General features: G+C 73.2%; 21 protein-coding genes. 13 read left to right on the forward strand and 8 right to left on the reverse strand.

What is annotated here, in order from left to right; all coding sequences use genetic code 11:
• Nucleotides 1-118: 118 nt before the first annotated feature.
• Nucleotides 119-466: a rhodanese-like domain-containing protein gene (locus ABZY33_RS26155; RefSeq protein ID WP_356494116.1), complete on the forward strand. Its 348-nt coding sequence runs from the start codon at nucleotides 119-121 to the stop codon at nucleotides 464-466.
• Nucleotides 467-560: 94 nt separating this feature from the next.
• On the opposite strand, the gene ABZY33_RS26160 is transcribed toward ABZY33_RS26155, so the two are convergent.
• The 6 genes from ABZY33_RS26160 to paaA all read right to left on the reverse strand — a co-directional run bounded on the left by ABZY33_RS26160 (nucleotide 561) and on the right by paaA (nucleotide 5,539).
• Nucleotides 561-1,715, reverse strand: coding sequence for an acyl-CoA dehydrogenase family protein (locus ABZY33_RS26160; protein ID WP_356494117.1), 1,155 nt, complete (start codon nucleotides 1,713-1,715; stop codon nucleotides 561-563).
• 144 nt (nucleotides 1,716-1,859) lie between these two features.
• Entirely contained in the window at nucleotides 1,860-2,942 is a 1,083-nt protein-coding gene (gene paaE / locus ABZY33_RS26165) for a 1,2-phenylacetyl-CoA epoxidase subunit PaaE (RefSeq protein ID WP_356494118.1), read from the reverse strand.
• Complete coding sequence (gene paaD / locus ABZY33_RS26170) at nucleotides 2,942-3,493, reverse strand: 1,2-phenylacetyl-CoA epoxidase subunit PaaD (protein ID WP_356494119.1); 552 nt, start codon at nucleotides 3,491-3,493, stop codon at nucleotides 2,942-2,944. Before paaD ends, paaE begins: the two co-directional genes overlap by 1 nt.
• The gene (gene paaC, locus ABZY33_RS26175; RefSeq protein WP_356494120.1) at nucleotides 3,487-4,227 is read right to left on the reverse strand and encodes a 1,2-phenylacetyl-CoA epoxidase subunit PaaC; all 741 of its coding nucleotides are present in this window, start codon (nucleotides 4,225-4,227) and stop codon (nucleotides 3,487-3,489) included. The genes paaD and paaC overlap by 7 nt, the downstream gene beginning before the upstream one ends.
• The gene (gene paaB, locus ABZY33_RS26180; protein ID WP_356494121.1) at nucleotides 4,224-4,541 is read right to left on the reverse strand and encodes a 1,2-phenylacetyl-CoA epoxidase subunit PaaB; all 318 of its coding nucleotides are present in this window, start codon (nucleotides 4,539-4,541) and stop codon (nucleotides 4,224-4,226) included. Before paaB ends, paaC begins: the two co-directional genes overlap by 4 nt.
• Entirely contained in the window at nucleotides 4,538-5,539 is a 1,002-nt protein-coding gene (gene paaA / locus ABZY33_RS26185) for a 1,2-phenylacetyl-CoA epoxidase subunit PaaA (protein ID WP_356494122.1), read from the reverse strand. Before paaA ends, paaB begins: the two co-directional genes overlap by 4 nt.
• Nucleotides 5,540-6,132: 593 nt before the next feature.
• Between paaA and ABZY33_RS26190 the strand changes: the two genes are divergently transcribed.
• Genes ABZY33_RS26190 through ABZY33_RS26200 form a run of 3 tightly spaced genes read left to right on the forward strand, consistent with a single transcriptional unit; the run spans nucleotide 6,133 to nucleotide 9,045 of the window.
• Entirely contained in the window at nucleotides 6,133-6,990 is an 858-nt protein-coding gene (locus ABZY33_RS26190) for a DUF5819 family protein (RefSeq protein WP_356494157.1), read from the forward strand.
• Nucleotides 6,987-8,234 (forward strand): HTTM domain-containing protein, encoded by a 1,248-nt coding sequence (locus ABZY33_RS26195; RefSeq protein ID WP_356494123.1) that lies wholly within the window; start codon nucleotides 6,987-6,989, stop codon nucleotides 8,232-8,234. The genes ABZY33_RS26190 and ABZY33_RS26195 overlap by 4 nt, the downstream gene beginning before the upstream one ends.
• A gap of 10 nt (nucleotides 8,235-8,244) precedes the next feature.
• Nucleotides 8,245-9,045 carry a TrmH family RNA methyltransferase gene (locus tag ABZY33_RS26200; RefSeq protein WP_356494124.1) on the forward strand — a complete coding sequence of 267 codons (801 nt, stop codon included), beginning with the start codon at nucleotides 8,245-8,247 and terminating at the stop codon, nucleotides 9,043-9,045.
• A gap of 4 nt (nucleotides 9,046-9,049) precedes the next feature.
• Here the strand turns inward: ABZY33_RS26200 and paaN are convergent, their stop codons facing one another.
• A complete protein-coding gene (gene paaN / locus ABZY33_RS26205) occupies nucleotides 9,050-10,765 on the reverse strand; it encodes a phenylacetic acid degradation protein PaaN (RefSeq protein WP_356494125.1) in 1,716 nt (571 codons plus the stop codon).
• A gap of 213 nt (nucleotides 10,766-10,978) precedes the next feature.
• Here paaN and ABZY33_RS26210 point away from each other — a divergent pair, with 213 nt between their 5' ends.
• Nucleotides 10,979-12,487, forward strand: coding sequence for a 3-hydroxyacyl-CoA dehydrogenase (locus ABZY33_RS26210; protein ID WP_356494126.1), 1,509 nt, complete (start codon nucleotides 10,979-10,981; stop codon nucleotides 12,485-12,487).
• The gene (locus ABZY33_RS26215) at nucleotides 12,484-13,092 is read left to right on the forward strand and encodes a TetR/AcrR family transcriptional regulator (RefSeq protein WP_356494127.1); all 609 of its coding nucleotides are present in this window, start codon (nucleotides 12,484-12,486) and stop codon (nucleotides 13,090-13,092) included. The genes ABZY33_RS26210 and ABZY33_RS26215 overlap by 4 nt, the downstream gene beginning before the upstream one ends.
• A 20-nt stretch (nucleotides 13,093-13,112) precedes the next feature.
• Here ABZY33_RS26215 and ABZY33_RS26220 read toward each other — a convergent pair whose 3' ends face one another.
• The gene (locus tag ABZY33_RS26220; RefSeq protein WP_356494128.1) at nucleotides 13,113-13,628 is read right to left on the reverse strand and encodes an Lrp/AsnC family transcriptional regulator; all 516 of its coding nucleotides are present in this window, start codon (nucleotides 13,626-13,628) and stop codon (nucleotides 13,113-13,115) included.
• A gap of 174 nt (nucleotides 13,629-13,802) precedes the next feature.
• Between ABZY33_RS26220 and pdhA the strand changes: the two genes are divergently transcribed.
• From pdhA to ABZY33_RS26255, 7 genes are all read left to right on the forward strand, one after another.
• Nucleotides 13,803-14,957 carry a pyruvate dehydrogenase (acetyl-transferring) E1 component subunit alpha gene (pdhA, locus tag ABZY33_RS26225; protein WP_356494129.1) on the forward strand — a complete coding sequence of 385 codons (1,155 nt, stop codon included), beginning with the start codon at nucleotides 13,803-13,805 and terminating at the stop codon, nucleotides 14,955-14,957.
• A complete protein-coding gene (locus tag ABZY33_RS26230) occupies nucleotides 14,954-15,964 on the forward strand; it encodes an alpha-ketoacid dehydrogenase subunit beta (RefSeq protein ID WP_356494130.1) in 1,011 nt (336 codons plus the stop codon). The genes pdhA and ABZY33_RS26230 overlap by 4 nt, the downstream gene beginning before the upstream one ends.
• A 13-nt stretch (nucleotides 15,965-15,977) precedes the next feature.
• On the forward strand, nucleotides 15,978-17,624 hold the full coding sequence (locus ABZY33_RS26235) for a dihydrolipoamide acetyltransferase family protein (protein WP_356494131.1): 1,647 nt from the start codon (nucleotides 15,978-15,980) through the stop codon (nucleotides 17,622-17,624).
• A gap of 142 nt (nucleotides 17,625-17,766) precedes the next feature.
• Nucleotides 17,767-18,861 (forward strand): DUF6457 domain-containing protein, encoded by a 1,095-nt coding sequence (locus ABZY33_RS26240; protein ID WP_356494132.1) that lies wholly within the window; start codon nucleotides 17,767-17,769, stop codon nucleotides 18,859-18,861.
• A complete protein-coding gene (locus ABZY33_RS26245; protein WP_356494133.1) occupies nucleotides 18,858-21,032 on the forward strand; it encodes a molybdopterin-binding protein in 2,175 nt (724 codons plus the stop codon). The genes ABZY33_RS26240 and ABZY33_RS26245 overlap by 4 nt, the downstream gene beginning before the upstream one ends.
• Nucleotides 21,033-21,052: 20 nt before the next feature.
• Nucleotides 21,053-22,126 (forward strand): NAD-binding protein, encoded by a 1,074-nt coding sequence (locus ABZY33_RS26250; RefSeq protein WP_356494134.1) that lies wholly within the window; start codon nucleotides 21,053-21,055, stop codon nucleotides 22,124-22,126.
• Between the two features lie 43 nt (nucleotides 22,127-22,169).
• Complete coding sequence (locus ABZY33_RS26255) at nucleotides 22,170-23,150, forward strand: NAD(P)H-quinone oxidoreductase (RefSeq protein WP_356494135.1); 981 nt, start codon at nucleotides 22,170-22,172, stop codon at nucleotides 23,148-23,150.
• Nucleotides 23,151-23,167: the final 17 nt, after the last annotated feature.

Raw genomic sequence — 23,167 nt, forward strand, 5'->3', positions numbered from 1 at the left:
GGGTGTCGCGGTGTGACCGGGTGTCGGCGTGGCCCCCGGTGTCGCGGTGTGGCCGGGTGTCGGGACGGGCCCCGGGTGTCGGAGTGGGGTCGGGGGTCGGTCGGGTAGCGTCGGGGGCATGGTTTTCGGTTCTGGTGTGCCCACGGTCGGTGTCGACGAGCTCAAGGCGGATGACTTCCTCCTCGACGTCCGGGAGGACGACGAGTGGCAGGCGGGTCATGCCGCGGAGGCGCTGCACATCCCGATGAGCGAGTTCGTCGCCCGCTACGGCGAGTTGACCGAGGCGGCGCCGCAGGACGGCCGGGTGTACGTGGTCTGCCGCGTCGGCGGGCGGTCCGCGCAGGTGACGCAGTACCTGGTGCAGCAGGGCATCGACGCGGTGAACGTGGACGGTGGCATGCAGGCATGGGAAGCGGCGGGGCGTCCCGTGGTGGACGACAACGGGCAGCCGGGTTCCGTCGTCTGACTGACGGCGACTGACGGCGACTGACGGCGACCGACACGACCGGCCACGACCGGCTATGGCCGATCGCGATCGGCAGTCCGGGGTCCTCGCGTGCTCAGCCCAAGGGGTGGGCGGCGAGGAGGTCGCCGAGCAGTTCCTCGTGGGCGGCGGCCGGGCCGAGGGAGAGCTCCAGATACTTGGCCCAGGCGTGGAAACGGTGCAGGGGGTACTCCGTGTCCGCGCCGAAGCCGCCGTGCAGGTGCTGGGCGGTCTGCACGACGCGGCGTACGCCGTCCGAAGCCCAGGTCTTGGCGACGGCCACGTCCCCGGCGAGGGGGAGCGGGCCGGTGGCGGCGCTGCTCAGCCGCCAGGCGGCCTGCCACAGGGTGGCTTCCATCGCACGCAGGTCGATGTAGCGGTCGGCGGCCTGCACGGCGACGGCCTGGAACGTGGCGATGGGGTGCCCGAACTGTTCGCGTCGGCTCGTGTAGTCGCTGGTCATCCTCAGGGCGCTCTCGCCCAGGCCCAGCGCGAGGGCGCAGGTGCCGGTGGTGAGCAGTGCCTGCAACTGGGGCCAGGCGTCGGGGGACTCGATGAGGTCGTGCGGTGCGATGCGGACACCGTCGAGACGGAGTTCGGCGAGACGCTCGCCGGTCGTGGCGATCTGCTCGGCGAAGGTCAGGCCCGGCAGGGCGGTCGCGGGCCCCGGCAGCACGGCGAGCACCGCGGCGCCGGCGGTGGTGCGGGCGGGCACGACGATCCCCTCGGCGTTCAGAGCCCAGGGCACCGCGGTCTGAACGCCGTCCAGGACCCAGCCGCTGCCCTCCTCCTCGCCGGCGCGGCGCGCGGTGACGGCGAGATCGGCCGCGTCGTGGCCAGTGCGGCCGGCCGAGGCGACGGTCAGCACGCGCTCGCCGCGGCCCGCGCCGGGAAGCAGCGCCTGCCGCAACTCCTTGTCGCCGTACGCCTGTACGGCCGCGCAGGCCGCACTGTGTTCGAGCAGCGGCACCCGGGCCAGCACCTTCGCCGCCTCGCGCAGCGCGAGGCACAGCGCGATGGCGTCCAGGCCCGCCCCGCCGTACTCCGGTTCGATCAGCAGGCTCAGCAGATCGGCATCCGCGGCCTTGGCCCACAGCGCGCGGTCGAACTCCTCGGCCACGGCGCCGGGGACGAGCGAGGGGCTGGGCACCCGGTCGGGAGCGACCGGCGCGAAGACCCCCCTGGCGGCTTCGACGACCGCCTGCTGCTCCTCGGAGAAGGTGAAGTCCACCGGGTTGCCTCCCGTTCCTGCTGAGCCTGTTCGGGGGCGGGACCGACTCCCTTGTGCGGGTGGAGCCGGGCACGGCACCGCGATCTGACGGGGCGTCAAGATAGAACAGGTTCTACGAGAAGGGAACAGGCCCGGGAGCGGCCGTCAACGGTCGAAGTCCACCTCCACCGCCTCCGTGGCCGGATGGGACTGGCAGGCCAGCACATAGCCCGCCTCGGTCTCCTCCGGCTCCAGCGCGAAGTTCCGGTCCATCCGCACGGAGCCCGAGACGAGGAAGGCACGGCAAGTGCCGCAGACGCCTCCCTTGCAGGCATAGGGCGCGTCCGGGCGGTTGCGCAGCACCGTCTCCAGGACGGACTCGCCGTCCCCGGCGGGCCAGGTGCCCGAGCGACCGTCCAGCTGCGCCGTCACCGTGCTGTGCGCGGGCGCGGGCCCCGTGGTGGCGCGGACCGGGGCGGGCCCGTCCTCCACGTGGAAGATCTCCTCGTGGATCCGCTCGCGGCGCACCGCCAGGCCGCGCAACGCCCGCTCTGCACCCTGCACCAGGCCGAAGGGCCCGCACAGGAACCACCCGGCCACCTCCTCCACCGGCAACAGCGCGGGCAGCAGCGCCGCGAGCCGCTCCTGGTCGAGCCGGCCGGAGGCCAGACCGGCCTGCTGCTCCTCCCGGGAGAGCACGATGACGAGCTGGAACCGGTCCGGGTAACGGTCCTTCAGGTCGGCCACCTCGTCCAGGAACATCGTCGAGGCGGCGGTGCGGTCGCTGCGGATCAGGCAGAACCGGGCCCGGGGCTCGCGCTCGAGCAGCGTCGCGGCGATGGACAGGACCGGGGTGATGCCGCTGCCGCCGACCACTGCCGCGTAGTGCCCGGGCGCCGGATCGAGGGTGAAGCGCCCGGCCGGGGTCATCGCCTCCAGCTCGTCACCGACGACGATCTCCTTGTGCGTGTACGTCGAGAAGGCTCCTCCCTCGACGAGCCGCACGCCGACCCGCAGGGTCCGGGGTGCGCCGTCGGCGGGGACCGGGGAGCAGATCGAGTACGTACGGCGTATCTCCGCGCCGTCCACCGTGCCGCGCAGGGTGAGGTGCTGCCCGGGCGCGTGGCGGTAGGCCTCGCGCAGCTCCGGGGGGACGGTGAAGGTAAGGGCGACGGCGTCGTCGGTGAGCCGGTCGACCGCGGTGACGCGCAGCCGGTGGAAGCGGGCCCTACGCCCTCCTTCGGCCATCACAACTCCTTGAAGTGGTCGAAGGGTTCACGGCAGGACAGACAGCGGCGGAGCGCCTTGCAGGCCGTGGAGGAGAAGCGGCTGAGCAGTTCGGTGTCGGTCCCGCCGCAGTGCGGGCAGGCGACGGGGGGTACGGCCGGGGGCGGCCCGGACCGGTGTCTGGTCGGACCGAGGGCGAGGGGGACCGGTCCGGCCGCGCGCGTGGGGCGGGGCGGGGCTATGCCGAACTCCCGCAGTTTGCGGCGGCCCTCCGGAGTGATGTCGTCCGTCGACCAGGCGGGCGACAACACGGTGTGGACGGTGACCTCGGGGATGCCGTGTGCGTGCAGGACGCGCTCGATGTCGCTCGCCATGGTCTCGATGGCCGGGCACCCCGTGTACGTGGGGCTCAGCTCGACCTCGACACGGCCGGGCCCCTGGCTGTGCACGGCGCGCAGGACACCCAGCTCCTCCAGGGTCAGCACGGGCAGTTCGGGGTCGGGCACGGAACCGGCCAGCATCCGCAACTCGGCTTCGAGCGGCGTCTCCTGGTCGTGGGCGAGGGTCACCATGACGCCCCCGGGTGGCTGCGGTGCAGGTGCTGCATCTCGGCGAGCATGCGGCCGAACGGTTCGGTGTGCAGTCCCTGGCGTCCGGCTCCCGCGCGCCAGCCGCCGGTGGTGGGACCGTCGGGGACGGAGAGGGTGGCTTCGCGCAGGACGCCGGTCACGGTCGCCGTCCACGGGGACCGCAGGTCGGCCACGTCGAAACCGGTGACGTCCAAGGGGAGGGGCTGGAACATCTCGCCGGTGAAGCGCCACAGCGCGTCGACCGCGCGCTGCATGCGGTGGTGGCTCTCCTCGGTGCCGTCGCCGAGGCGCAGGGCCCACTGCCGGGCGTGGTCCTGGTGGTAGACGACCTCCTTGACGGCCTTCGCGGCCAGCGGGGCGAACGCGCTGTCGCCCTCGGCCAGGCGCGCGTACAGCAGGTGCTGGTAGGTGGAGAAGTAGAGCTGGCGGGTGATGGTGTGGGCGAAGTCCCCGTTCGGCTGTTCGACGAGCTGGAGGTTGCGGAAGGCACGCTCCTCGCGCAGGAACGCCAGCTCGTCCTCGTCGCCGACCATGCCGAGCAGCAGGCGGGCCTGGCCGAGCAGGTCGAGGGCGATGTTCGCGAGGGCGACCTCCTCCTCCAGGACCGGCGCGTGGCCGGCCCATTCGCCGAGGCGGTGCGAGAGGACCAGGGCGTCGTCGCCGAGGGCGAGCGCCGTGACCGCGGTGGGGCCGAGTGTTTCGCGGGCGGTGGTCACAGGTGCTTCACCCCCTCGGGGATCTCGTAGAACGTCGGGTGGCGGTACGGCTTGTCGGCGGCCGGCTCGAAGAACGGGTCCCGCTCGTCCGGGGACGAGGCGGTGATCGCCGTGGAGGGCACGACCCACAGGGAGACGCCCTCGCCGCGGCGGGTGTAGAGATCCCGCGCGTTGCGCAGGGCCAGCTCCGCGTCCGGGGCGTGCAGGGAGCCGGCGTGCGTGTGGGACAGGCCGCGCCGGGAGCGGACGAAGACCTCCCACAGGGGCCAGCCCCGGCTGCCGCCGGAAGCCTCGGGGTTGGGGGTGGCGCTCATGCGGCCCTGCCTTCCGACGTCGCTGTCCCGGCGTGTTTTGCCGCGTGGGCCGCGGCGGCCTCGCGCACCCATGCGCCCTCGTCGTGGGCGCGCCTGCGCTGGGTGATGCGCTGTTCGTTGCACGGGCCGTTGCCCTGGAGGACCTCGCGAAACTCCGACCAGTCGATGGGCCCGAAGTCGTGCTGCCCGCGCTCCTCGTTCCACGTCAGCTCCGGGTCGGGGAGCGTCAGTCCGAGGGACTCGGCCTGAGGGACGCAGATGTCGACGAAGCGCTGGCGCAGTTCGTCGTTCGAATGGCGCTTGATCTTCCACTCCATGGACTGCGCGGAGTGTGCCGACTCGTCGTCGGGCGGGCCGAACATCATCAGGGACGGCCACCACCAGCGGTCCACGGCGTCCTGGGCCATCGCGTGCTGGGCCTCGGTGCCGCGGCTGAGGGCCAGCAGCAGCTCGTACCCCTGCCGCTGGTGGAAGGACTCCTCTTTGCAGACCCGGACCATCGCGCGGGCGTAGGGCCCGTACGAGCAGCGGCACAGCGGCACCTGGTTGGTGATCGCCGCGCCGTCCACCAGCCAGCCGATGGCGCCCACGTCGGCCCAGGTCAGCGTCGGGTAATTGAAGATCGAGGAGTACTTCTGGCGGCCGCTGTGCAGCTTGTCGAGGAGCTCGTCACGGCTGGTGCCGAGGGTCTCGGCCGCGCCGTACAGGTACAGGCCGTGCCCCGCCTCGTCCTGGACCTTCGCCATCAGGATCGCCTTGCGGCGCAGGGAGGGCGCGCGCGTGATCCAGTTGGCCTCCGGCTGCATGCCGATGATCTCGGAGTGGGCGTGCTGGGCGATCTGCCGCACCAGCGTCGCGCGGTAGGCGTCGGGCATCCAGTCGCGCGGCTCGATCCGCTCGTCCGCCGCCACGGCCGCGTCGAACGCGGTCTGGAACGCCGCGGCGCGGTCCGCGTCCGTCCCGGCTGCTCCCTGGTGGTGCGGGGCTGCTGTCGCCATTCCCGGTCCCCCTCGACCTCGGCTGCCCGAATCCCCGGTCGGGCCTCCGCCCGCTCCCGACCGATCGTTCGGTTCGTCGGATTCAATGGTGGGACGTGGCGCCGTAGGGTGTCAACCCTGAGCTGCCCAGCCTGTGGATAACCTCGGGCAGCTGTGCCGAGCGGCCGCTCCCCAGTACCGTGCCGGTGCGCCGCGCCCGCTCTGTGCCGGGTCGGCGCGGAATCGGTACGTCGCCGGGTGGCCGGGCGCGGCGGGCCAGGGGAATAACGGGACCGGGGAAACGGGGAACACCGATGGAGACGGAAGCGGGTGCCGCGGGCGAGGGCGCGCGGCGCGGGCGCCAGGGGGCGACTCCCGCACCACCGGGCCCCGCGCTGCCTGAGGCGGGGCTGTCCGATGCTGCCGGGTCCTTCGATGCGGGGTCGTCGCGTGCGGGGTCGTCGCGTGCGGCCGAGCCGACCGGTGCTGTCGACCCCGCGGGCGGGAGCGGCTCATCCGATGCGGGGCCGCCGTCCGGTCCGGGCGAGCGGGGCGGCCCGGGTGGCTCGGGCAATCCGTCCACCGAGGCCGATCCGTCCGCGGCGCCACAGCCACTGGGCGCCGCAAAACTGCCGACCGCGCCCGAGCGACCGGCCACCGCAAGCCCAACGGCCCCGTCAGACTCAGTGGCCCCGTCAGACCCAGCGGCCGCGTCAGAACCACAGGCCGCCCCAGAACCAACCCCCACCCCACCAGCACCCCCCGCCCCACCAGAGCTCCCCGAAGCCCGCGGCATCCTGGCGCTCTCCCCCCTGTACCGGGCAGGGGCCGCGCTCGCCCTCGCGGGCGTCGTCGTGCTCGCCGGGGTTCACCTCCTCATGGTGTTCCTGCACGTCGCGCCGGCGAACACCGTGTCCAAACAGCACGGCTCCCTGGTCGAGGGCTGGATCTACCCCGAGTTCGAGCAGAACTGGAAGCTGTTCGCCCCCAATCCGCTCCAGCAGAACATCGCGGTCCAGGCGCGGGCCGAGGTCCGGGCGTCCGGCGGCGCGACACGCACCACCCGCTGGTACGACCTGTCCGGGCAGGACGGCGCCGCCATCGACGGGAACCTGCTGCCCAGCCACACCCAGCAGAACGAACTGCGCCGCGCCTGGGACATCTACGTGTCCACGCACGACAACCAGAACCGGCCGAACGGCCTGCGCGGGACGCTCTCCGAGCAGTACCTGCGCCGCGTCCTCGTCCTGCGCCTCGACCGGCTCGACGTGGCCGGCGCGGGGGACGTCGTCGAGCGCGTACAGGTGCGTTCGCGATCGACCGTGGTCGAGCCGCCGAAGTGGAGTGACGAGAAGGTGAACCAGAAGCCGTTCTACCGGCAGGTGCCCTGGTGGACGGTGACGTCGCGGGACGCCTCGCTCGACAGCGGCGCGCATCTGCGGGCCGGGGCCGCGACGGGTGGTGCCCGATGAGCCGGATCGACGACCTGTCGGAACGCCTGGAGAGGTCGGTGCGCACCGGCCTCCAGCGGATCACCGCGGCCCCGCTCGGCCGCCACCAGAGTGCTGTGATCCGCATCGGGTTCTCGCTGACCTGGCTGCTGTTCCTGCTGCGCGAGTTCCCCCACCGGCAGGAGCTGTACGGGCCGGACGGGCCGTGGAACTGGGATCTGGCGCAGCGGCTCATCGCGGACAACCACGCCTTCACCGCGCTGATGTGGTCCGACAGCCAGGCGTGGTTCGAATGCGTCTACGTAGGAGCCGTGCTGGCGTCCGTGCTGCTGATGCTGGGCTGGCACACCCGCGCCACGTCGGTGCTTTTCATGATCGGTGTGCTGTCGCTGCAGAACCGCAGCATCTTCGTGGGGGACGGCGGCGACAACGTCATTCACCTCATGTCGATCTACCTGGTCTTCACGCGGTGCAGCGCGGTGTGGTCGCTGGACGCGCGGCGGGCGGCACGCGCGCGTGCCGGGCGTGCGGACCTCGCCGGGCCGGCCCCTGAGGACCGCGGCGGGATGGTCCTGTGGTGGGTCCTGGGTCTCGCGCTCGCGGTCGTCACGTTCCTGGGCGAGGCCGGGGGCGGCTGGCTGCTGTTCTTCTGGGGGCTGTGGGCCGCCCAGGGGGTGTGGTGGGCCGTCGGCCGCCGCGGCGAGGCGGGCGATCCGCGCCTGTTGTGCGACGTCGTCGGCAACCTGACGCACAACGCCGCCCTGCTGGTGATCATGGTCGAGGCGTGTCTGATCTACGCGACCGCGGGCTGGTACAAGATCCAGGGCAGCCGCTGGCAGGACGGCACCGCGGTCTACTACCCGCTGCACCTGGACTACTTCTCGCCCTGGCCCGCCCTCGGCGACCTGCTGACCGCGTTCGGGCCGATGGTGCTGCTGGTGACGTACGGGACGGTCGCCGTGCAGGTCGCCTTCCCGTTCACCGTCTTCAACCGGCGCATGAAGAACGTCCTGTTGGTGTTCATGGTGCTCGAACACGCGGTCATCGCCGTCGTGCTCGGACTGCCGTTCTTCTCGCTCGCGATGATCGCCGCCGATGCGGTGTTCCTGCCCACCACCTTCTTGCTGCGCGTCGGGCGAGGGGCGGCACGTGCGCGTGACCGCGTCCTGGGCGGTTCGCGGGGCGCGGAGGTGCCGGGCCCGCGGACGGCTCGGACCGACGCACCGGAACCGGCGCCGGAACCGGTGCCCACGGCACGCACGTAGGCTTCCGGCCATGATCGGGACGAGCAGGGGCAGCGGCGCGGACGAGCGACCGGAGGGCGGGCCGGAGGGCGCCGTGCGGGCCTGGCGGCGCCGGGCCGACGCCGCGGTGCTCCTCGACGGCTTCCACGCCCTCAAGCACGCCCTGCGCTTCGGCGCCGACGTCCCGGTCGCGCTCGCCGTGGACCGGGCCGCCGCGCTCGCCCTCGCCGCCGACCTGGCCCCCGACGTCGGTCCGGCCCTGGACGCGCTCCTCGTGGAGGTCGAGCAGGAAGCGCTGCGCGCCCTCGTGCCGCGCCCGCACCCGACGGGCGTCGCCGCCCTCGCCGGGCGGCCGCCCCGCGCCGACAACGTCGCGACGCTCACGCGCGCGGGGCGCACCACGCCCGTCGTGGTGCTCGACCACCCGCGCAACCTCGGCAACGCGGGCGCCGTCATCCGCCTCGCCGCCGGGTACGGAGCCACCGGCGTCGTCACGACCGGCAGCCTCGACCCCTGGCACCCCACGGTCGTCCGGGGCGGGGCCGGGCTGCACTTCGCGACCGCCGTGGAGCGGCTCGCGGCCGACGAGCTGCCCCCTGGCCCGCTGTACGCGCTCGACCCAGAAGGCGCGGACATCCGCGGCCTGAAGCTGCCCGATGACGCGCTGCTCGCCTTCGGGTCCGAGCGCACCGGCCTCTCGCCGGAGCTGCGCGCACGGGCCGACCAGTTGGTCGCCCTGCCGATGCGGCCCCAGGTCTCCAGCTACAACCTGGCCACCAGCGTCGGCATGACGCTCTTCCACTGGAGCGCGCACAGCACGAACGCGCCGTAACGGGTCAGACAGCGGCTTCCCTGCGCACCTCCACCACCCGGAAGCGGTTCGCCACGAAGGCGGCGTCGCACAGGGCCGCGTTCGCCGCCGGGTTGCCGCCCGAGCCGTGGAAGTCGGAGAACGCCGCGGTCTGGTTCACATACACCCCGCCCGTCAGGTTGAGCGAGAGCTGGGCGCACTCCTCCAGGCAGACCTCTTCGACGGCCCCGGCCACCTCTTCGGAGGTGGTGTACGCGCCGACGGTCATCGCGCCCTTCTCGCGCACCGTGCGGCGCAGCAGCTCCACCGCGTCCTGGGTGGAGTCGACGGCGACGGCGAAGGAGACCGGGCCGAAGCACTCGTTCATGTAGGCGGGCTCCGCGTCGGCCGTCTCCCAGAACTTCCGCGCGCCGTCCAGCTTCACGATCGCCGGGGTGCGGACGACGGCGTCGGGGAAGTCCGGGTGGGTCACCGGGCGCGACGGCAGCGCCACGTCGCCGAGGCCGCCGGCGGCCTCCAGACGGGACCGCACGCCTGGGTTGACCAGCGCGCCCAGCAGCCCGTTCGCCCGGGCGTCGTCGCCCAGCAGGCCGCCGACCGAGCCCGCGAGGTCCGCGACGACCTCGTCGTAGGACTTGGGGCCCTGGTCGGTGGCGATGCCCTCGCGCGGCACCAGGAGGTTCTGCGGGGTGGTGCACATCTGGCCGCTGTACAGCGACAGCGAGAAGGCGAGGTTGGCCAGCATGCCCCGGTAGTCGTCGGTCCCGTCGATCACGACGGTGTTGACGCCGGCCTTCTCCGTGTAGACCTGCGCCTGGCGGGCGTGCGTCTCCAGCCAGTTCCCGAACTCCGTCGACCCCGTGTAGTCGATGATCTTGACCTCGGGGCGGACCGCGAGCGTCTTGGCGATGCCCTCGCCGTCCCGCTCGGCCGCGAGCGCCACCAGGTCCGGGGCGAAGCCGGCCTCGGCCAGGACGTCCCGGGCCACCTGCACGGTGAGCGCGAGGGGCAGCACCGCGCGCGGGTGCGGCTTCACCAGGACCGGGTTGCCGGTCGCCAGGGACGCGAAGAGGCCCGGGTACCCGTTCCACGTCGGGAACGTGTTGCAGCCGATCAGCAGCGCGACGCCGCGGCCGACAGGGGTGAACTCCTTGTCCAGGACCAGCGGGTCGCGCTTGCCCTGCGGCTTGGTCCACCGGGCCGCCTCGGGCGTGCGCACCTGCTCCGCGTACGCGTACGCCACCGCTTCGAGGCCGCGGTCCTGCGCGTGCGGGCCACCCGCCTGGAAGGCCATCATGAAGGCCTGGCCGCTGGTGTGCATGACGGCGTGGGCGAACTCGTGCGTACGCGCGCTGATCCGCGCCAGGATCTCCAGGCACACCGCGGCGCGCGCCTCCGCGCCCGCCGCCCGCCACGCGCCCATGCTCGCGCGCATGGACGGCAGCAACGCGTCGATGTCGGCGTGCGGATACGTGATCCCCAGCTCGATCCCGTACGGCGAGACCTCCCCGCCGACGAAGTCGTCCGTGCCCGCCTGGCCGAGGTCGAGACGGGTGCCGAGCAGGGCGTCGAAGGCGGCCTTGCCCTCGGCGGCGCCGAGGCTGCCGTCCTGCCCGTAGGCCTTGGGGTGCTCGGGGTGCGGGGACCAGTACGCGCGCGTACGGATCGCTTCCAGCGCCTTGTCGAGCGTCGGCCGGTGCTTGGTGATCAGGTCGTGCGCGGTGGGTGCGGCGGCGGCCATGGCGGACCAACTCCTCCTGGGCGACGGCTCCTCGTCGAGCCGGCGAGCTGGGCGGGACGGGGCGGATCGGGGCAGGGCTGGGCAGGAACGAACAGTGAGAGCTAGAGTAACCGAACGATCGGTCGGGACAAGGGGGTGCGGGCAACCTGTGGAAAACCGGCCGGTCGGCCCCCGGCGCCCGCAAACGCGGCTGCATGCGGAAGGATCGCGCGCATGACAGCACCTGATCGCCTCGTCGGCGTGGTCGGCACCGGCACCATGGGCCAGGGCATCGCCCAGGTCGCCCTGGTCGCGGGCCACCCCGTCCGGCTGTACGACGCCGTGCACGGGCGGGCCCGGACGGCCGCCGCATCGATCGCCGCACGCCTCGACCGGCTGGTCGAGAAGGGGCGGATGAGCCCGGAGGAGCGCGAGGCCGCCGTCGCCCGCCTCGCGCCCGCGCAGACGCTCGACGAGTTCGCGGACGCGGCCCTCGTCATCGAGGCCGTCCTGGAGCGCCTGGACGTCAAGCAGCAGCTCTTCCGCGACCTGGAGGAGATCGTCGCCGACGACTGTCTGCTCGCCACGAACACCTCGTCCCTGTCCGTGACGGCGATCGGCGGGGCGCTGCGGGTGCCCGGCCGTTTCGTGGGCCTGCACTTCTTCAACCCGGCGCCGCTGCTGCCGCTGGTCGAGGTCGTCTCGGGCTCCGCCACCGACGTCACCGCCGCCACGCGCGCGTACGAGACCGCCCGCGCCTGGGGCAAGACGCCCGTGGCCTGCGCCGATACGCCCGGCTTCCTGGTGAACCGCATCGCGCGTCCCTTCTACGCGGAGGCGTTCGCCGTCCACGAGGACCAGGGTGCGGATCCGGCCACCATCGACGCCGTCCTGCGGGAGAGCGGCGGCTTCAAGATGGGCGCCTTCGAACTGACGGACCTCATCGGCCAGGACGTGAACGAGGCGGTGACGCGGTCGGTGTGGGAGGGCTTCTTCCAGGACGTGAAGTTCCGCCCCTCGCTGGCCCAGCGCCGTCTGGTCGAGGCCGGCCACCTCGGTCGCAAGGCGGGCCAGGGCTGGTACGCCTACGGGGACGACGAGGAGCGGCCGGAGCCGCATACGGCCGCGCCCGCCGCGAAGCCCGCCTACGTAGTGGCGGAAGGCGATCTCGGCCCCGCGCGCGAGCTGCTCGCCCTCATCCGGGAGGCGGGCATCGAGGTGCGCGAGGAGGACGAGGACAACGGCGCCCGCCTGGTGCTGCCCAGCGGCGGCCAGCTCGCCCTCGCGGACGGGCAGACGTCCATCGAGTACCAGGACGTCGTCTACTTCGACCTGGCGTACGACTACCGCCGTGCGACCCGGATCGCCCTGGCCACGGCCCAGGACGCGGACCAGCGCACCCTGGAGGAGGCCATCGGCCTCTTCCAGGCGCTCGGCAAGGACGTCAGCGTCATCGGGGACGTGCCCGGCATGATCGTCGCCCGCACGGTGGCGCGCATCATCGACCTGGCCCACGACGCCGTCGCCAAGGGAGTGGCCACCGAGGAGGACATCGACACCGCGATGCGCCTCGGCGTCAACTACCCGCTGGGTCCCTTCGAGTGGAGCCGCAGGCTCGGCAAGAGCTGGGCGTACGCCCTCCTGGACGACCTGCACCTGCGCGACCCCTCGGGCCGCTACGTGCCGTCTCTGGCCCTCTACCGCCATTCGTACGCCACCGAGAAGCGGGAGGGCTCCGCATGACCACGGCACGGCGCGACCCCGGCGCACGACGCGACACGTACACGCCCGACACCCTGCTCGCGGTCGCGGTCACGGTCTTCAACGAGCGCGGGTACGACGGCACCTCCATGGAGCATCTCTCCAAGGCGGCCGGCATCTCCAAGTCCTCGATCTACCACCACGTGACGGGCAAGGAGGAGCTGCTGCGCCGCGCGGTGAGCCGCGCGCTCGACGGCCTCTTCGCGATCCTCGGCGAGGAACCCGCGCGCGCGGGACGCGCGGTGGAGCGCCTGGAGTACGTCACCCGGCGCATGGTCGAGGTGCTGACCGCCGAACTCCCCTATGTGACCCTGCTGCTGCGGGTGCGCGGCAACACCGACACCGAGCGCTGGGCCATGGAGCGGCGCAGGGAGTTCGACCATGAGGTCGCCGAGCTGCTGAAGGCGGCCGCCGCCGACGGCGACGTAAGGGGCGACATACCGGTGCGCCTCGCCACACGGCTCGTCTTCGGAATGATCAATTCCGTCGTGGAGTGGTACCGGCCCGACGGCGGTGGTCTACGGGACCGCGAGGTGGCCGAGGCGGTCGTCACCCTGGTCTTCGAAGGGCTGCGCAAGGAGGGCTGAGGGCTCCTCCCGGGCGCGTCCTACGGGCCGTCCGGGCCGAGGTCCTCCTCCTCGAAGACCAGCAGCGTCCGGGTGGCGAGCACCTCGGGGATGGCCTGGAGCTTGGTGAGGACCAGCTCGCGCAGGGTGCGGTTGTCCCGGGTGTGCACCAGGAGCAGGACGTCGAAGGCGCCGCTGACCAGCGCGATGTGCGAGGCCTCCGGCATCCGGCGCAACTGGTCGCGGACCGTGCGCCAGGAGTTCTGCACGATCTTGAGCGTGATGTACGCGGACGCGCCCTGGCCCGCCCGCTCGTGGTCGACGCGGGCACCGAAACCCCGGATCACCCCGTCCTCGATGAGGCGGTTGATGCGGGCGTAGGCGTTCGCCCGGGACACATGGACCCGCTCGGCGACGGAGCGTATCGACGCCCGGCCGTCCTTGCGGAGCATCTGCAGGATGTCGCGGTCGATGGCGTCCAGGGGCCGGACCGCGACGGGGTCGTACCCGCCCGCGTCCCGCCCGCCGGAGCCGTCGGCCATTTGTTCAGATGCCATCTGCCCCCGCCTCCCTACCATGGACGTACTGCGTTCATCAGAGGATGTGGAGAACCGTTTGTCCACAGCCTGACGGTGCCTGTAGCCAAAATGTGCCGACGACCGAACAATCGGTAGGTGAGGCGCATCACACCCGAGGCGCCCTCGAAGCCGCTCCCACGAGGAGGTGCCGTCATGACGGTCACGGAGCAGCGGGGTGCCCACCACGCCGGCGTGCCCACACCGCCGCCCGCCTGGCAGCCCCGCACGGACCCCGCGCCCCTGCTGCCCGATGCGGAGCCCTACCGGGTCCTGGGGACCGCGGCCGCCGACCGGGTCGATCCGGCCCTGCTGCGCCGCCTGTACGCGGAGGTGGTGCGCGGCCGCCGGTTCAACGCGCAGGCGACCGCCCTGACCAAGCAGGGCCGCCTCGCCGTCTACCCCTCGACGACCGGGCAGGAGGCCGCCGAGGTGGCCGCAGCGCTCGTCCTGGAGGAGCGCGACTGGCTCTTTCCCAGCTACCGCGACACCCTCGCCGCGGTGGCCAGGGGCCTGGACCCGGTGCAGGCCCTGACCCTGCTCCGCGGCGACCGGCACACCGGGTACGACCCGCGGGAGCACCGCGTCGCCCCCCTGTGCACCCCGCTCGCCACCCAGCTGCCGCATGCGGTGGGCCTCGCCCACGCCGCGCGGCTCAAGGGCGACGACGTGGTGGCGCTCGCCCTGGTCGGCGACGGCGGGACCAGCGAGGGCGACTTCCACGAGGCGCTGAACTTCGCGGCCGTCTGGCAGGCACCGGTCGTCTTCCTCGTGCAGAACAACGGGTACGCCATCTCCGTACCGCTGGCCAAGCAGACCGCGGCGCCGTCCCTGGCCCACAAGGCCGTCGGGTACGGGATGCCGGGCCGCCTGGTCGACGGCAACGACGCGCCGGCCCTGCACGACGTCCTCTCCGAGGCCGTGGCCCGCGCGCGCGGGGGCGCGGGTCCGACGCTGATCGAGGCCATCACGTACCGGATGGACGCCCACACGAACGCGGACGACGCGACCCGCTACCGCGGCGACGCCGAGGTCGAGGCGTGGCGCGGGCACGACCCCGTCCTGCTGCTGGAGCAGGAGCTGACGCGGCGCGGTCTGCTCGACGAGGCCGGCATGCAGGCTGTGCGCGACGACGCGGAGCAGATGGCGGCCACGCTGCGCGCGCGCATGAACCAGGACCCCGCGCTCGACCCGATGGACCTGTTCACCCACGTATACGCCGAGCAGACGTCGCAACTGCGCGAGCAGGCCGCCCAGTTGCGCGCCGAACTCGATGCCGAGGCCGAGGCGTCCGAGGGGGGCCGGTCATGAGCACGGTGGCCGACAGGCCGGTACGGAAACCGGCCACCATGGCAGGCGCCCTGGGACGGGCCCTGCGGGACGCCATGGCCGAGGACCCGGCCGTGCACGTCATGGGCGAGGACGTGGGCACCCTGGGGGGTGTCTTCCGCGTCACCGACGGACTCGCCAAGGAGTTCGGCGAGGACCGGTGCACCGATACGCCGCTCGCGGAGGCCGGCATCCTCGGCACCGCCGTCGGGATGGCGATGTACGGGCTGCGGCCTGTGGTGGAGATGCAGTTCGACGCTTTCGCATACCCCGCCTTCGAACAGCTGATCTCCCACGTGGCACGGATGCGCAACCGCACGGGGGGCGCCATGCCGCTGCCCATCACCGTGCGCGTGCCCTACGGAGGCGGCATCGGCGGGGTGGAGCACCACAGCGACTCCTCCGAGGCGTACTACATGGCGACGCCAGGCCTGACCGTCGTCACCCCGGCCACCGTGGCGGACGCGTACGGATTGCTGCGGCAGTCGATCGCCTCCGACGACCCGGTGGTCTTCCTGGAGCCCAAGCGGCTCTACTGGGCGAAGGACGCCTGGGACCCCGAGGCGCCGGCACCCGTCGAACCCATCGGCACGGCAGTGGTCCGCCGCCCCGGGACCAGCGCCACGCTCCTCACGTACGGCCCCTCGCTGCCCGTCTGCCTGGAGGCGGCCGAGGCGGCCCGCGCGGAGGGCTGGGACCTCGAAGTGGTCGACCTGCGCTCACTGGTGCCGTTCGACGACGCGACGGTCACCGCCTCCGTGCGCCGTACCGGGCGCGCGGTGGTCGTGCACGAGTCGGCCGGTTTCGGCGGACCCGGCGGGGAGATCGCCGCGCGCGTGAGCGAGCGCTGCTTCCACCACTTGGAGGCGCCGGTGCTGCGCGTGGCCGGATTCGACATTCCGTACCCGCCGCCGATGCTGGAACGGCACCATCTGCCCGGCGTGGACCGGGTGTTGGACGCGGTCGCGCGGCTCCAGTGGGACCAGTGAGGGGATCGGGCTGATGGCGCAGGTTCTGGAGTTCAGGCTGCCCGACCTCGGGGAGGGGCTCACCGAGGCGGAGATCGTGCGGTGGCTGGTGGCCGTCGGTGACGTGGTCGCCGTCGACCAGCCCGTCGTCGAGGTGGAGACCGCCAAGGCGATGGTCGAGGTGCCGTGTCCCTACGGAGGTGTGGTCACGGCGCGCTTCGGGGAGGAGGGGACCGAACTTCCTGTGGGGGCGCCGTTGGTGACGGTGGCGGTCGGTGCGGCAGGTGCGGGTGAGGGCTTGGCCGAGGGGCCTACCGGGGGCGTCACGGACGGCCTGGCCGGAGGAGCCGAGGCCGGACCGGGGGAGGGGGGCACGGGCAGTTCGTCCAGGAGCGCCGTGGGAGATCCGGGCGGGAGCGCGGCACCAGGTGGGGCCGAGGGCTCCGGGAACGTGCTGGTGGGGTACGGGACCGCGGCGCCGCCGGCCCGGCGCAGGCGGGTCCGGACGGGGCCCGGCCCGGTCGGGATCGGTGCGGCCCCTGTCGGCACGGCCCCCGTGGGTTCCTGGGCCGGAGGTGCGGCGGCCGGGGTCGCGGCGCCGGGTGAGGCGGCAGCCGGTGAGCAGGCCGCGTCGGTCCTTCCCCGTCCCGTGTCGGTGCCGACAGGGCCGGCCTCGGGTGGGGCGTCCGCAGGGGTGGGCGCGGGCGCTGGTGCGTCCTCCGTGGCGGGCGTCAGGGGAGGCGGACCCGTGCCCGTCATCTCGCCGCTCGTTCGCAAGCTCGCCAGGGAGGGCGGTCTCGACCTGCGGGAGGTAGCCGGTTCCGGTCCCGACGGCCTCATCCTCCGGTCGGACGTGGAGCGTGCCATGGCGGCCCTGGCCGATGTGGACGCCGCCGAGGTCACCCGAGCCCCTGAAAGGCCTGCGTCCTCCCAGCTCCCCCAGGCTCCCCTCACGGCCGGAGACCGCGCCCCGGGCGCGGAGGGCCACCGCACCCCCTTGCGGGGTGTGCGCGGGGCCGTGGCCGACAAGCTCTCCCGCAGCCGGCGCGAGATACCCGACGCGACCTGCTGGGTGGACGCCGACGCCACGGCGCTCATGCACGCGCGCGTGGCGATGAACTCCGCGACGGGTCCGTCCGCCGGGCCCAAGATCTCCGTGCTGGCGCTGCTGGCCCGGATCTGCACGGTGGCGCTCGCCCGCTACCCGGAGCTCAACGCCACGGTCGACATGGAGCGCCGCGAGGTCGTGCGGTTCGACGAGGTGCACCTCGGTTTCGCCGCGCAGACCCCGCGCGGGCTGGTCGTACCGGTGGTCCGGGACGCCCACGCGCGCGGCGCGGAATCGCTGAGCGGCGAGTTCGCGCGGCTCACGGACGCGGCGCGGGCCGGGACGCTGACACCCCGGGAACTCACCGGTGGCACCTTCACGTTGAACAACTACGGGGTGTTCGGGGTCGACGGGTCCACGCCGATCATCAACCACCCCGAGGCGGCCATGCTCGGTGTCGGCCGGATCGTTCCCAAGCCCTGGGTGCACGAGGGGGAGTTGGCGGTCCGCCAGGTGGTCCAGCTCTCGCTCACCTTCGACCACCGGGTGTGCGACGGCGGTACGGCGGGCGGCTTCCTGCGATATGTCGCGGACTGCGTGGAACAGCCCGCGGTGCTGTTGCGCACCCTCTGAGCGAGGCAGACGGGTACCAGGAGCGAGGCAGTCCGGACAGCGGGCAGCGGCGGGCACGCGCCTGTGACGGTCAGGTGATCCGCCGCCCCGGCACCGTTCCGCGGGGGGTGGCAATGATCGCCGGTGCGCCCATACTCAGGGGATGACCGCACCCGCCGGGCCGATCCGTGACGCCCCTGCCCACGACGCCGTCGTCCTCGCCGGGGGCGCCGCGCGACGGCTGGGCGGCGCGGACAAGCCCGGGGTGCGGGTCGGTGGCCGGGCGCTGCTCGACCGGGTCCTCTCGGCCTGTGCCGGGGCCCGCGCGACGGTCGTGGTCGCCGAGCCGCGGCCGACCGCGCGGCCCGTGGTCTGGGCGCGCGAGGAGCCGCCCGGCGGGGGCCCGCTCGCCGCGTTGGACGCGGGGATCGGAGCCCTGGAGCGGCAGGCGGCGGGGGCAGCCCGCGGGGTGTGGGCGCAGAGCGTCGTCGTGCTCTCCGCCGATCTGCCGTTCCTGGGGGAGCGGACCGTGCGGACGCTGCTCGACACGCTCGACGCCAGGGATGACACGCAGGACGTCGACGGGGCGTTGCTCACGGACGGCGACGGCCGTGATCAACCCCTGGTGGCGGTGTACCGGACAGATGCCCTGCGCCGGGTCCTGGCCGCGCTGCGCACCGAGCACGGCGCCCTCACCGGCCTGCCCCTGCGGCTGCTGGTCCGGAACCTGAAGCTCACCCGTATCACCGACCCCGTCGCGTCGTTCGACTGCGACACCTGGGACGACATCGCCGCCGCTCGGTCACGGATCAGGGAGCATGGGCACGTGTTGGATGAATGGATCTCCGCAGCCAAGGACGAACTGGGCCTCGACCTGGACGTCGACACCGGCGTCCTGCTCGACCTCGCCCGCGACGCCGCGCACGGGGTCGCCCGCCCCGCGGCGCCCCTGACGACGTTCCTCGTCGGGTACGCGGCGGCACAGGCGGGCGGCGGCCGCGAGGCGGTCGCCGCCGCCGCGGCCAAGGCGGTCGCGCTCGCCGAGAGGTGGGCCCGGGAGGCCGAGTCCGGAGGGGCCGAGTCCGGGGAGGCCGGGGGCGTTGTCGCGGGTGGGGCGGGTGCCGTTGCGCCGGGTGTTGCCGGGTCCGGTGACCCGGAGCCGGGTGCTGCCGCGGGCGGGCGAGGCGCTGCTGAGCCGGGTAATGCCGAGAGCGGGCCGGGTGCCGTTGCGCCGGACGCGGGACGAGACGCGCAATGAGTGACCACGAGGGACGGGCGGCCCAGGCCCGGCCCGTTGCCGGGTCGGACGGCGCGGACAGCCTGGACAGCGACCTCGACGAGGCGCTCGCCCTGGCCAACGACAACCGGGGCGGCCGGGACAGCCGGGGTGGTCGTGACGGCCGAGGCACTGGCGACAGCCGTGACAGCCGTGACAACCGCGACCAACGTGACGACCGCGACAACCGCGACGACCGCGACGACCGCGACGACCGCGACCACCGAGATAGCCATGACGGCCGTGACGAACAGGGCAGCCGCGCCGGCCGGGGCAGCTGGAGTGACCCCCGAGCCGCGAGCGACAGGGGCACCCGAACCTCCGCCTCCGCCGGACCCACCTCCACGCCAGCTACCGCTACCGCGCCCCCTCCCCGGTCGGCCGCTCCGCCCGCCGCCACCGAGCACCCTCCCGCGACGGCCTGGCCCGCGGCCCGGCGGTTGGCCCACGAGGCGGGTCTGCGCGCTGCCCGGCACCGGGCCGACGCCGCCGAAGCGCGGACCGGGGTCCGGCATGCGGAACCGGCCGGACGTACCGAACGCCCCCTCGCCGACGCCCTTCTGGCCGACTTCGCGGAGCCCACCGCACTCCCCCGCGGCGCCGTGCGCGTCCCCCTCGACCAGGCCCTCGGCCTCGTCCTGGCCGTCCCGCTCACCGCCCTCACCGACCTGCCCTCCTTCGACACGTCCGCGATGGACGGCTGGGCCGTGGCCGGGCCGGGCCCCTGGTCCGTACGCGACGAAGGCATCCTCGCCGGGCACGCCCGACTCGCGTCGCTGGCCGACGGTGAGGCCGCGACGATCGCGACCGGTGCGCGTATCCCCGCCGACACCACCGCCGTGATCCGCAGCGAGCACGGACGGATGGACGACAAGGGACAGTTGCATCCCATGCGCCGCGTCGCGCACGGCCAGGACATCCGGCCGCGCGGGCAGGAGTGCCGCAGCGGTGACCTGTTGCTGCCCGCGGGCGGCCTGGTCACCCCGGCCGTCCTCGGTCTCGCGGCGGCGGCCGGCTACGACGAGCTGGTGGTCCATCCCCGGCCGCGCGCCGAAGTCCTCGTACTGGGGGATGAGTTGCTGGCCTCCGGGCTCCCCCGCGAAGGTCTCATCCGGGACGCGCTCGGCCCGATGCTGCCGCACTGGCTGCGCGCGCTGGGCGTCGAGGTGACCGCCGTACGCAGGATCGGCGACGACGCGAAGGCGCTGCTCAGGGCGGTCCGCGGAGCCAAGACGGACCTCGTCGTGACCACGGGAGGCACCGCGTCCGGCCCGGTCGACCACGTGCACCCGACGCTGCGCGCCCTGGACGCCGAACTCCTCGTGGACGGGGTCGCGGTGCGCCCCGGCCACCCGATGCTGCTCGCGCGGATCAAGCCGGGCCAGTACCTCGTCGGGCTGCCCGGCAATCCGCTGGCCGCGGTCTCCGGGCTGCTCACACTCGCCGAGCCGTTGCTGCGGGCGCTCGCGGGGCGTGTCCGGGACGAGGCGCCGTACGGGGCTCCCCTGCACAGTTCCGTCCAGGGGCACCCGCACGACACCCGGCTCGTCCCCGTCGTCCTGCGCCAGGACGGTGACAGCGGCCACGACTGGGCGGTGCCGCTGCACTACAACGGCCCGGCCATGCTGCGGGGCGTCGCCGCCGCGGACGGGCTCGCGGTCGTGCCGCCCGGCGGCGCGCAGGAGGGGCACGAGGTCGAGATCATCGATCTGCCCTGGTCGTGGGGGGCGGCGACGGGTGACGCCCTCGGCGTGCCCGCGACCCCGTTCAGGACGACGGCCACCACCCCGGGCACCCCCACCACCCCGGGCATCCCCACCACCCCGGGCACCCCCAAGGCCCCGACCCAGCAGAACGCCCAAAGCCCTGCCCCCCAAGACGCCCAGGCCACCCCCGACCCCAAGACATCCCCCGACCCCGCCCCGGGAGCAACCGAGCCCACCCCCGCCGCACCCGAGCCCACCCCCGCCGCAGCCACGCAGCCCCCCGACGCACCCGCCCCGCAGGACACCTCACAGAACCCCCCGCAAGACCCCCCGCACGTCGGTGAACAAACCCCGCACGACACCATGGGCCACGCGACCCTGACCACCGCGCGGGCCGGGACGCAGGCAGCGGGCAACTCGGCGGGCGACGAAGGGTGTTTCACGTGAAACTGGCCGGCCATGACGTCATGGCGCGCCAAGCCGACGAGAAGACGACGACGTATCGGGTGAAGCTGCCCCGCCGCATCGTCGAGCGTCCGTTGCGCCAGGTCGCCCGCCGGGTCCTGATGGCGCTCGCGGTACTCGTCCTGACCGCGATGCTCGTCTGGCTCGACCGTGACGGCTACAACGACAACTCCGACGGCACGGTCGACCTCCTCGACGCCTTCTACTACGCGACCGTCACCCTCTCCACCACGGGCTACGGCGACATCACGCCGGTCAGCGACGGGGCGCGGCTCACCAACATCTTCCTCATCACGCCGCTGCGTGTGCTCTTCCTGATCATCCTGGTCGGCACCACGCTCGAAGTCCTCACCGAACGGACCCGGGAGGAATGGCGCTTGAACCGCTGGAGGTCCAACTTGCGAGACCACACTGTCGTCATCGGCTTCGGCACCAAGGGCCGTAGCGCGGTGGAGACCGTCTGCGCGACCGGTCTGAAGCCCGAGCAGGTCGTCGTGGTCGACCCCAGCAGCAAGGTCATCGAGGCCGCCAACAGCCTCGGCTACGCGGGCGTCACGGGGGACGCGACCCGCAGCGACGTCCTGTGGCAGGCCGAGGTGCAGCGCGCCCGGAAGATCATCATCGCCACCCAGCGCGACGACACGGCCGTCCTGGTGACGCTCACCGCACGGCAGCTGAACCGGGGCGCGAAGATCGTCGCCGCCGTGCGCGAGGAGGAGAACGCGCAGTTGTTGCGCCAGTCCGGCGCCGACGCGGTCATCACCAGCGCCAGCGCGGCGGGCCGCCTGCTGGGCCTGTCGGTGCTCAGCCCGCACGCGGGGATGGTCCTGGAGGACCTCATCCAGAAGGGCAGCGGCCTCGATCTGATCGAGCGGCCGGTGATAAAGGCCGAGGTCGGTCTGAAGCCGCGGGAGACGGACGACCTGGTGGTCAGCGTCGTACGAGGACACCGCGTGCTCGGCTACGACGACAAGGCCATCGGGGCGCTGCAACTCACCGACCGGCTCATCACCATCGTGCGCGTCACGCCGACGAGCCAGGCCTTCCAAGACTCGAAACCGCTGCCGCAGGACTGACAGCCGCCGGGTTCCGGGTGGGGACCGGAGTAGCCTCGCGGCCATGTATGCGATCACGATCCCGGAACCCGGTGGACCCGAGGCGCTCGTCTGGGCGGAGGTCCCCGATCCCGTACCCGGCGAGGGCGAAGTCCTGGTCGAGGTGGTCTCCAGCGCCGTCAACCGCGCCGATCTCCTCCAGCGCCAGGGCTTCTACAGCCCGCCGCCCGGCAGCTCCCCCTACCCCGGTCTGGAGTGCGCGGGCCGGATCGCCGAGGTCGGCCCCGGAGTCTCGGGCTGGTCCGCGGGTGACGAGGTGTGCGCGCTGCTCGTGGGCGGCGGGTACGCCGAGAAGGTCGTCGTCCCGGCCGGGCAGCTGCTGCCGGTGCCGAAGGGGCTCGACCTGGTCACGGCCGCCGCGCTGCCCGAGGTGACCTCCACGGTGTGGTCGAACGTCTTCATGATCGCCCAGCTGCGTCCGGGCGAGACGTTCCTCGTGCACGGCGGCTCCAGCGGTATCGGCACCATGGCGATCCAGCTCGCGAAGTCGGTCGGCGCGAAGGTCGCCGTCACGGCGGGCAGCCGCAAGAAGCTCGACTTCTGCGCGGAGCTGGGCGCGGACATCCTGATCGACTACCGCGAGCAGGACTTCGTGGCGGAGATCAAGGCGGCCACGGACGGCGCCGGCGCCGACGTCATCCTCGACAACATGGGCGCCAAGTACCTGAACCGCAACGTCGACGCGCTCGCCATCAACGGCCGGCTCGCCATCATCGGGATGCAGGGCGGCGTCAAGGGCGAGCTGAACATCGCCACGCTGCTCGGCAAGCGCGGCGCCATCACCGCCACCACGCTGCGGGCCCGGCCGCTCGCGGAGAAGGCGGCGGTCGTCGCGGCGGTGCGGGAGCATGTCTGGCCGTTGATCGAGGGCGGGCACGTGCGGCCGATCGTGGACCAGCGGCTGCCCATGAGTGATGCCGCGCAAGGCCACCGGGTTCTGGAGGAGAGCGGCCACATCGGCAAGGTCCTGCTCACCCGCCAGTAGCCCCGGCGGACCCGGCC

It is taken from the genome of Streptomyces sp. NPDC006552 (genome assembly GCF_040611655.1).
Lineage (GTDB): Bacteria > Actinomycetota > Actinomycetes > Streptomycetales > Streptomycetaceae > Streptomyces.

What these genes read in the sequence shown, in the direction of transcription:
- ABZY33_RS26220 (WP_356494128.1), bottom strand. Translation starts at nt 13,628, where the DNA reads ATGGCATCTGAACAAATGGCCGACGGCTCCGGCGGGCGGGACGCGGGC.
- ABZY33_RS26200 (WP_356494124.1), top strand. Translation starts at nt 8,245, where the DNA reads ATGATCGGGACGAGCAGGGGCAGCGGCGCGGACGAGCGACCGGAGGGC.
- paaE (WP_356494118.1), bottom strand. Translation starts at nt 2,942, where the DNA reads ATGGCCGAAGGAGGGCGTAGGGCCCGCTTCCACCGGCTGCGCGTCACC.
- ABZY33_RS26155 (WP_356494116.1), top strand. Translation starts at nt 119, where the DNA reads ATGGTTTTCGGTTCTGGTGTGCCCACGGTCGGTGTCGACGAGCTCAAG.
- ABZY33_RS26255 (WP_356494135.1), top strand. Translation starts at nt 22,170, where the DNA reads ATGTATGCGATCACGATCCCGGAACCCGGTGGACCCGAGGCGCTCGTC.
- paaD (WP_356494119.1), bottom strand. Translation starts at nt 3,493, where the DNA reads ATGGTGACCCTCGCCCACGACCAGGAGACGCCGCTCGAAGCCGAGTTG.
- ABZY33_RS26245 (WP_356494133.1), top strand. Translation starts at nt 18,858, where the DNA reads ATGAGTGACCACGAGGGACGGGCGGCCCAGGCCCGGCCCGTTGCCGGG.
- ABZY33_RS26215 (WP_356494127.1), top strand. Translation starts at nt 12,484, where the DNA reads ATGACCACGGCACGGCGCGACCCCGGCGCACGACGCGACACGTACACG.
- ABZY33_RS26230 (WP_356494130.1), top strand. Translation starts at nt 14,954, where the DNA reads ATGAGCACGGTGGCCGACAGGCCGGTACGGAAACCGGCCACCATGGCA.
- ABZY33_RS26240 (WP_356494132.1), top strand. Translation starts at nt 17,767, where the DNA reads ATGACCGCACCCGCCGGGCCGATCCGTGACGCCCCTGCCCACGACGCC.
- paaN (WP_356494125.1), bottom strand. Translation starts at nt 10,765, where the DNA reads ATGGCCGCCGCCGCACCCACCGCGCACGACCTGATCACCAAGCACCGG.
- paaA (WP_356494122.1), bottom strand. Translation starts at nt 5,539, where the DNA reads ATGGCGACAGCAGCCCCGCACCACCAGGGAGCAGCCGGGACGGACGCG.
- ABZY33_RS26210 (WP_356494126.1), top strand. Translation starts at nt 10,979, where the DNA reads ATGACAGCACCTGATCGCCTCGTCGGCGTGGTCGGCACCGGCACCATG.
- ABZY33_RS26235 (WP_356494131.1), top strand. Translation starts at nt 15,978, where the DNA reads ATGGCGCAGGTTCTGGAGTTCAGGCTGCCCGACCTCGGGGAGGGGCTC.
- paaB (WP_356494121.1), bottom strand. Translation starts at nt 4,541, where the DNA reads ATGAGCGCCACCCCCAACCCCGAGGCTTCCGGCGGCAGCCGGGGCTGG.
- ABZY33_RS26250 (WP_356494134.1), top strand. Translation starts at nt 21,053, where the DNA reads ATGGCGCGCCAAGCCGACGAGAAGACGACGACGTATCGGGTGAAGCTG.
- ABZY33_RS26195 (WP_356494123.1), top strand. Translation starts at nt 6,987, where the DNA reads ATGAGCCGGATCGACGACCTGTCGGAACGCCTGGAGAGGTCGGTGCGC.
- pdhA (WP_356494129.1), top strand. Translation starts at nt 13,803, where the DNA reads ATGACGGTCACGGAGCAGCGGGGTGCCCACCACGCCGGCGTGCCCACA.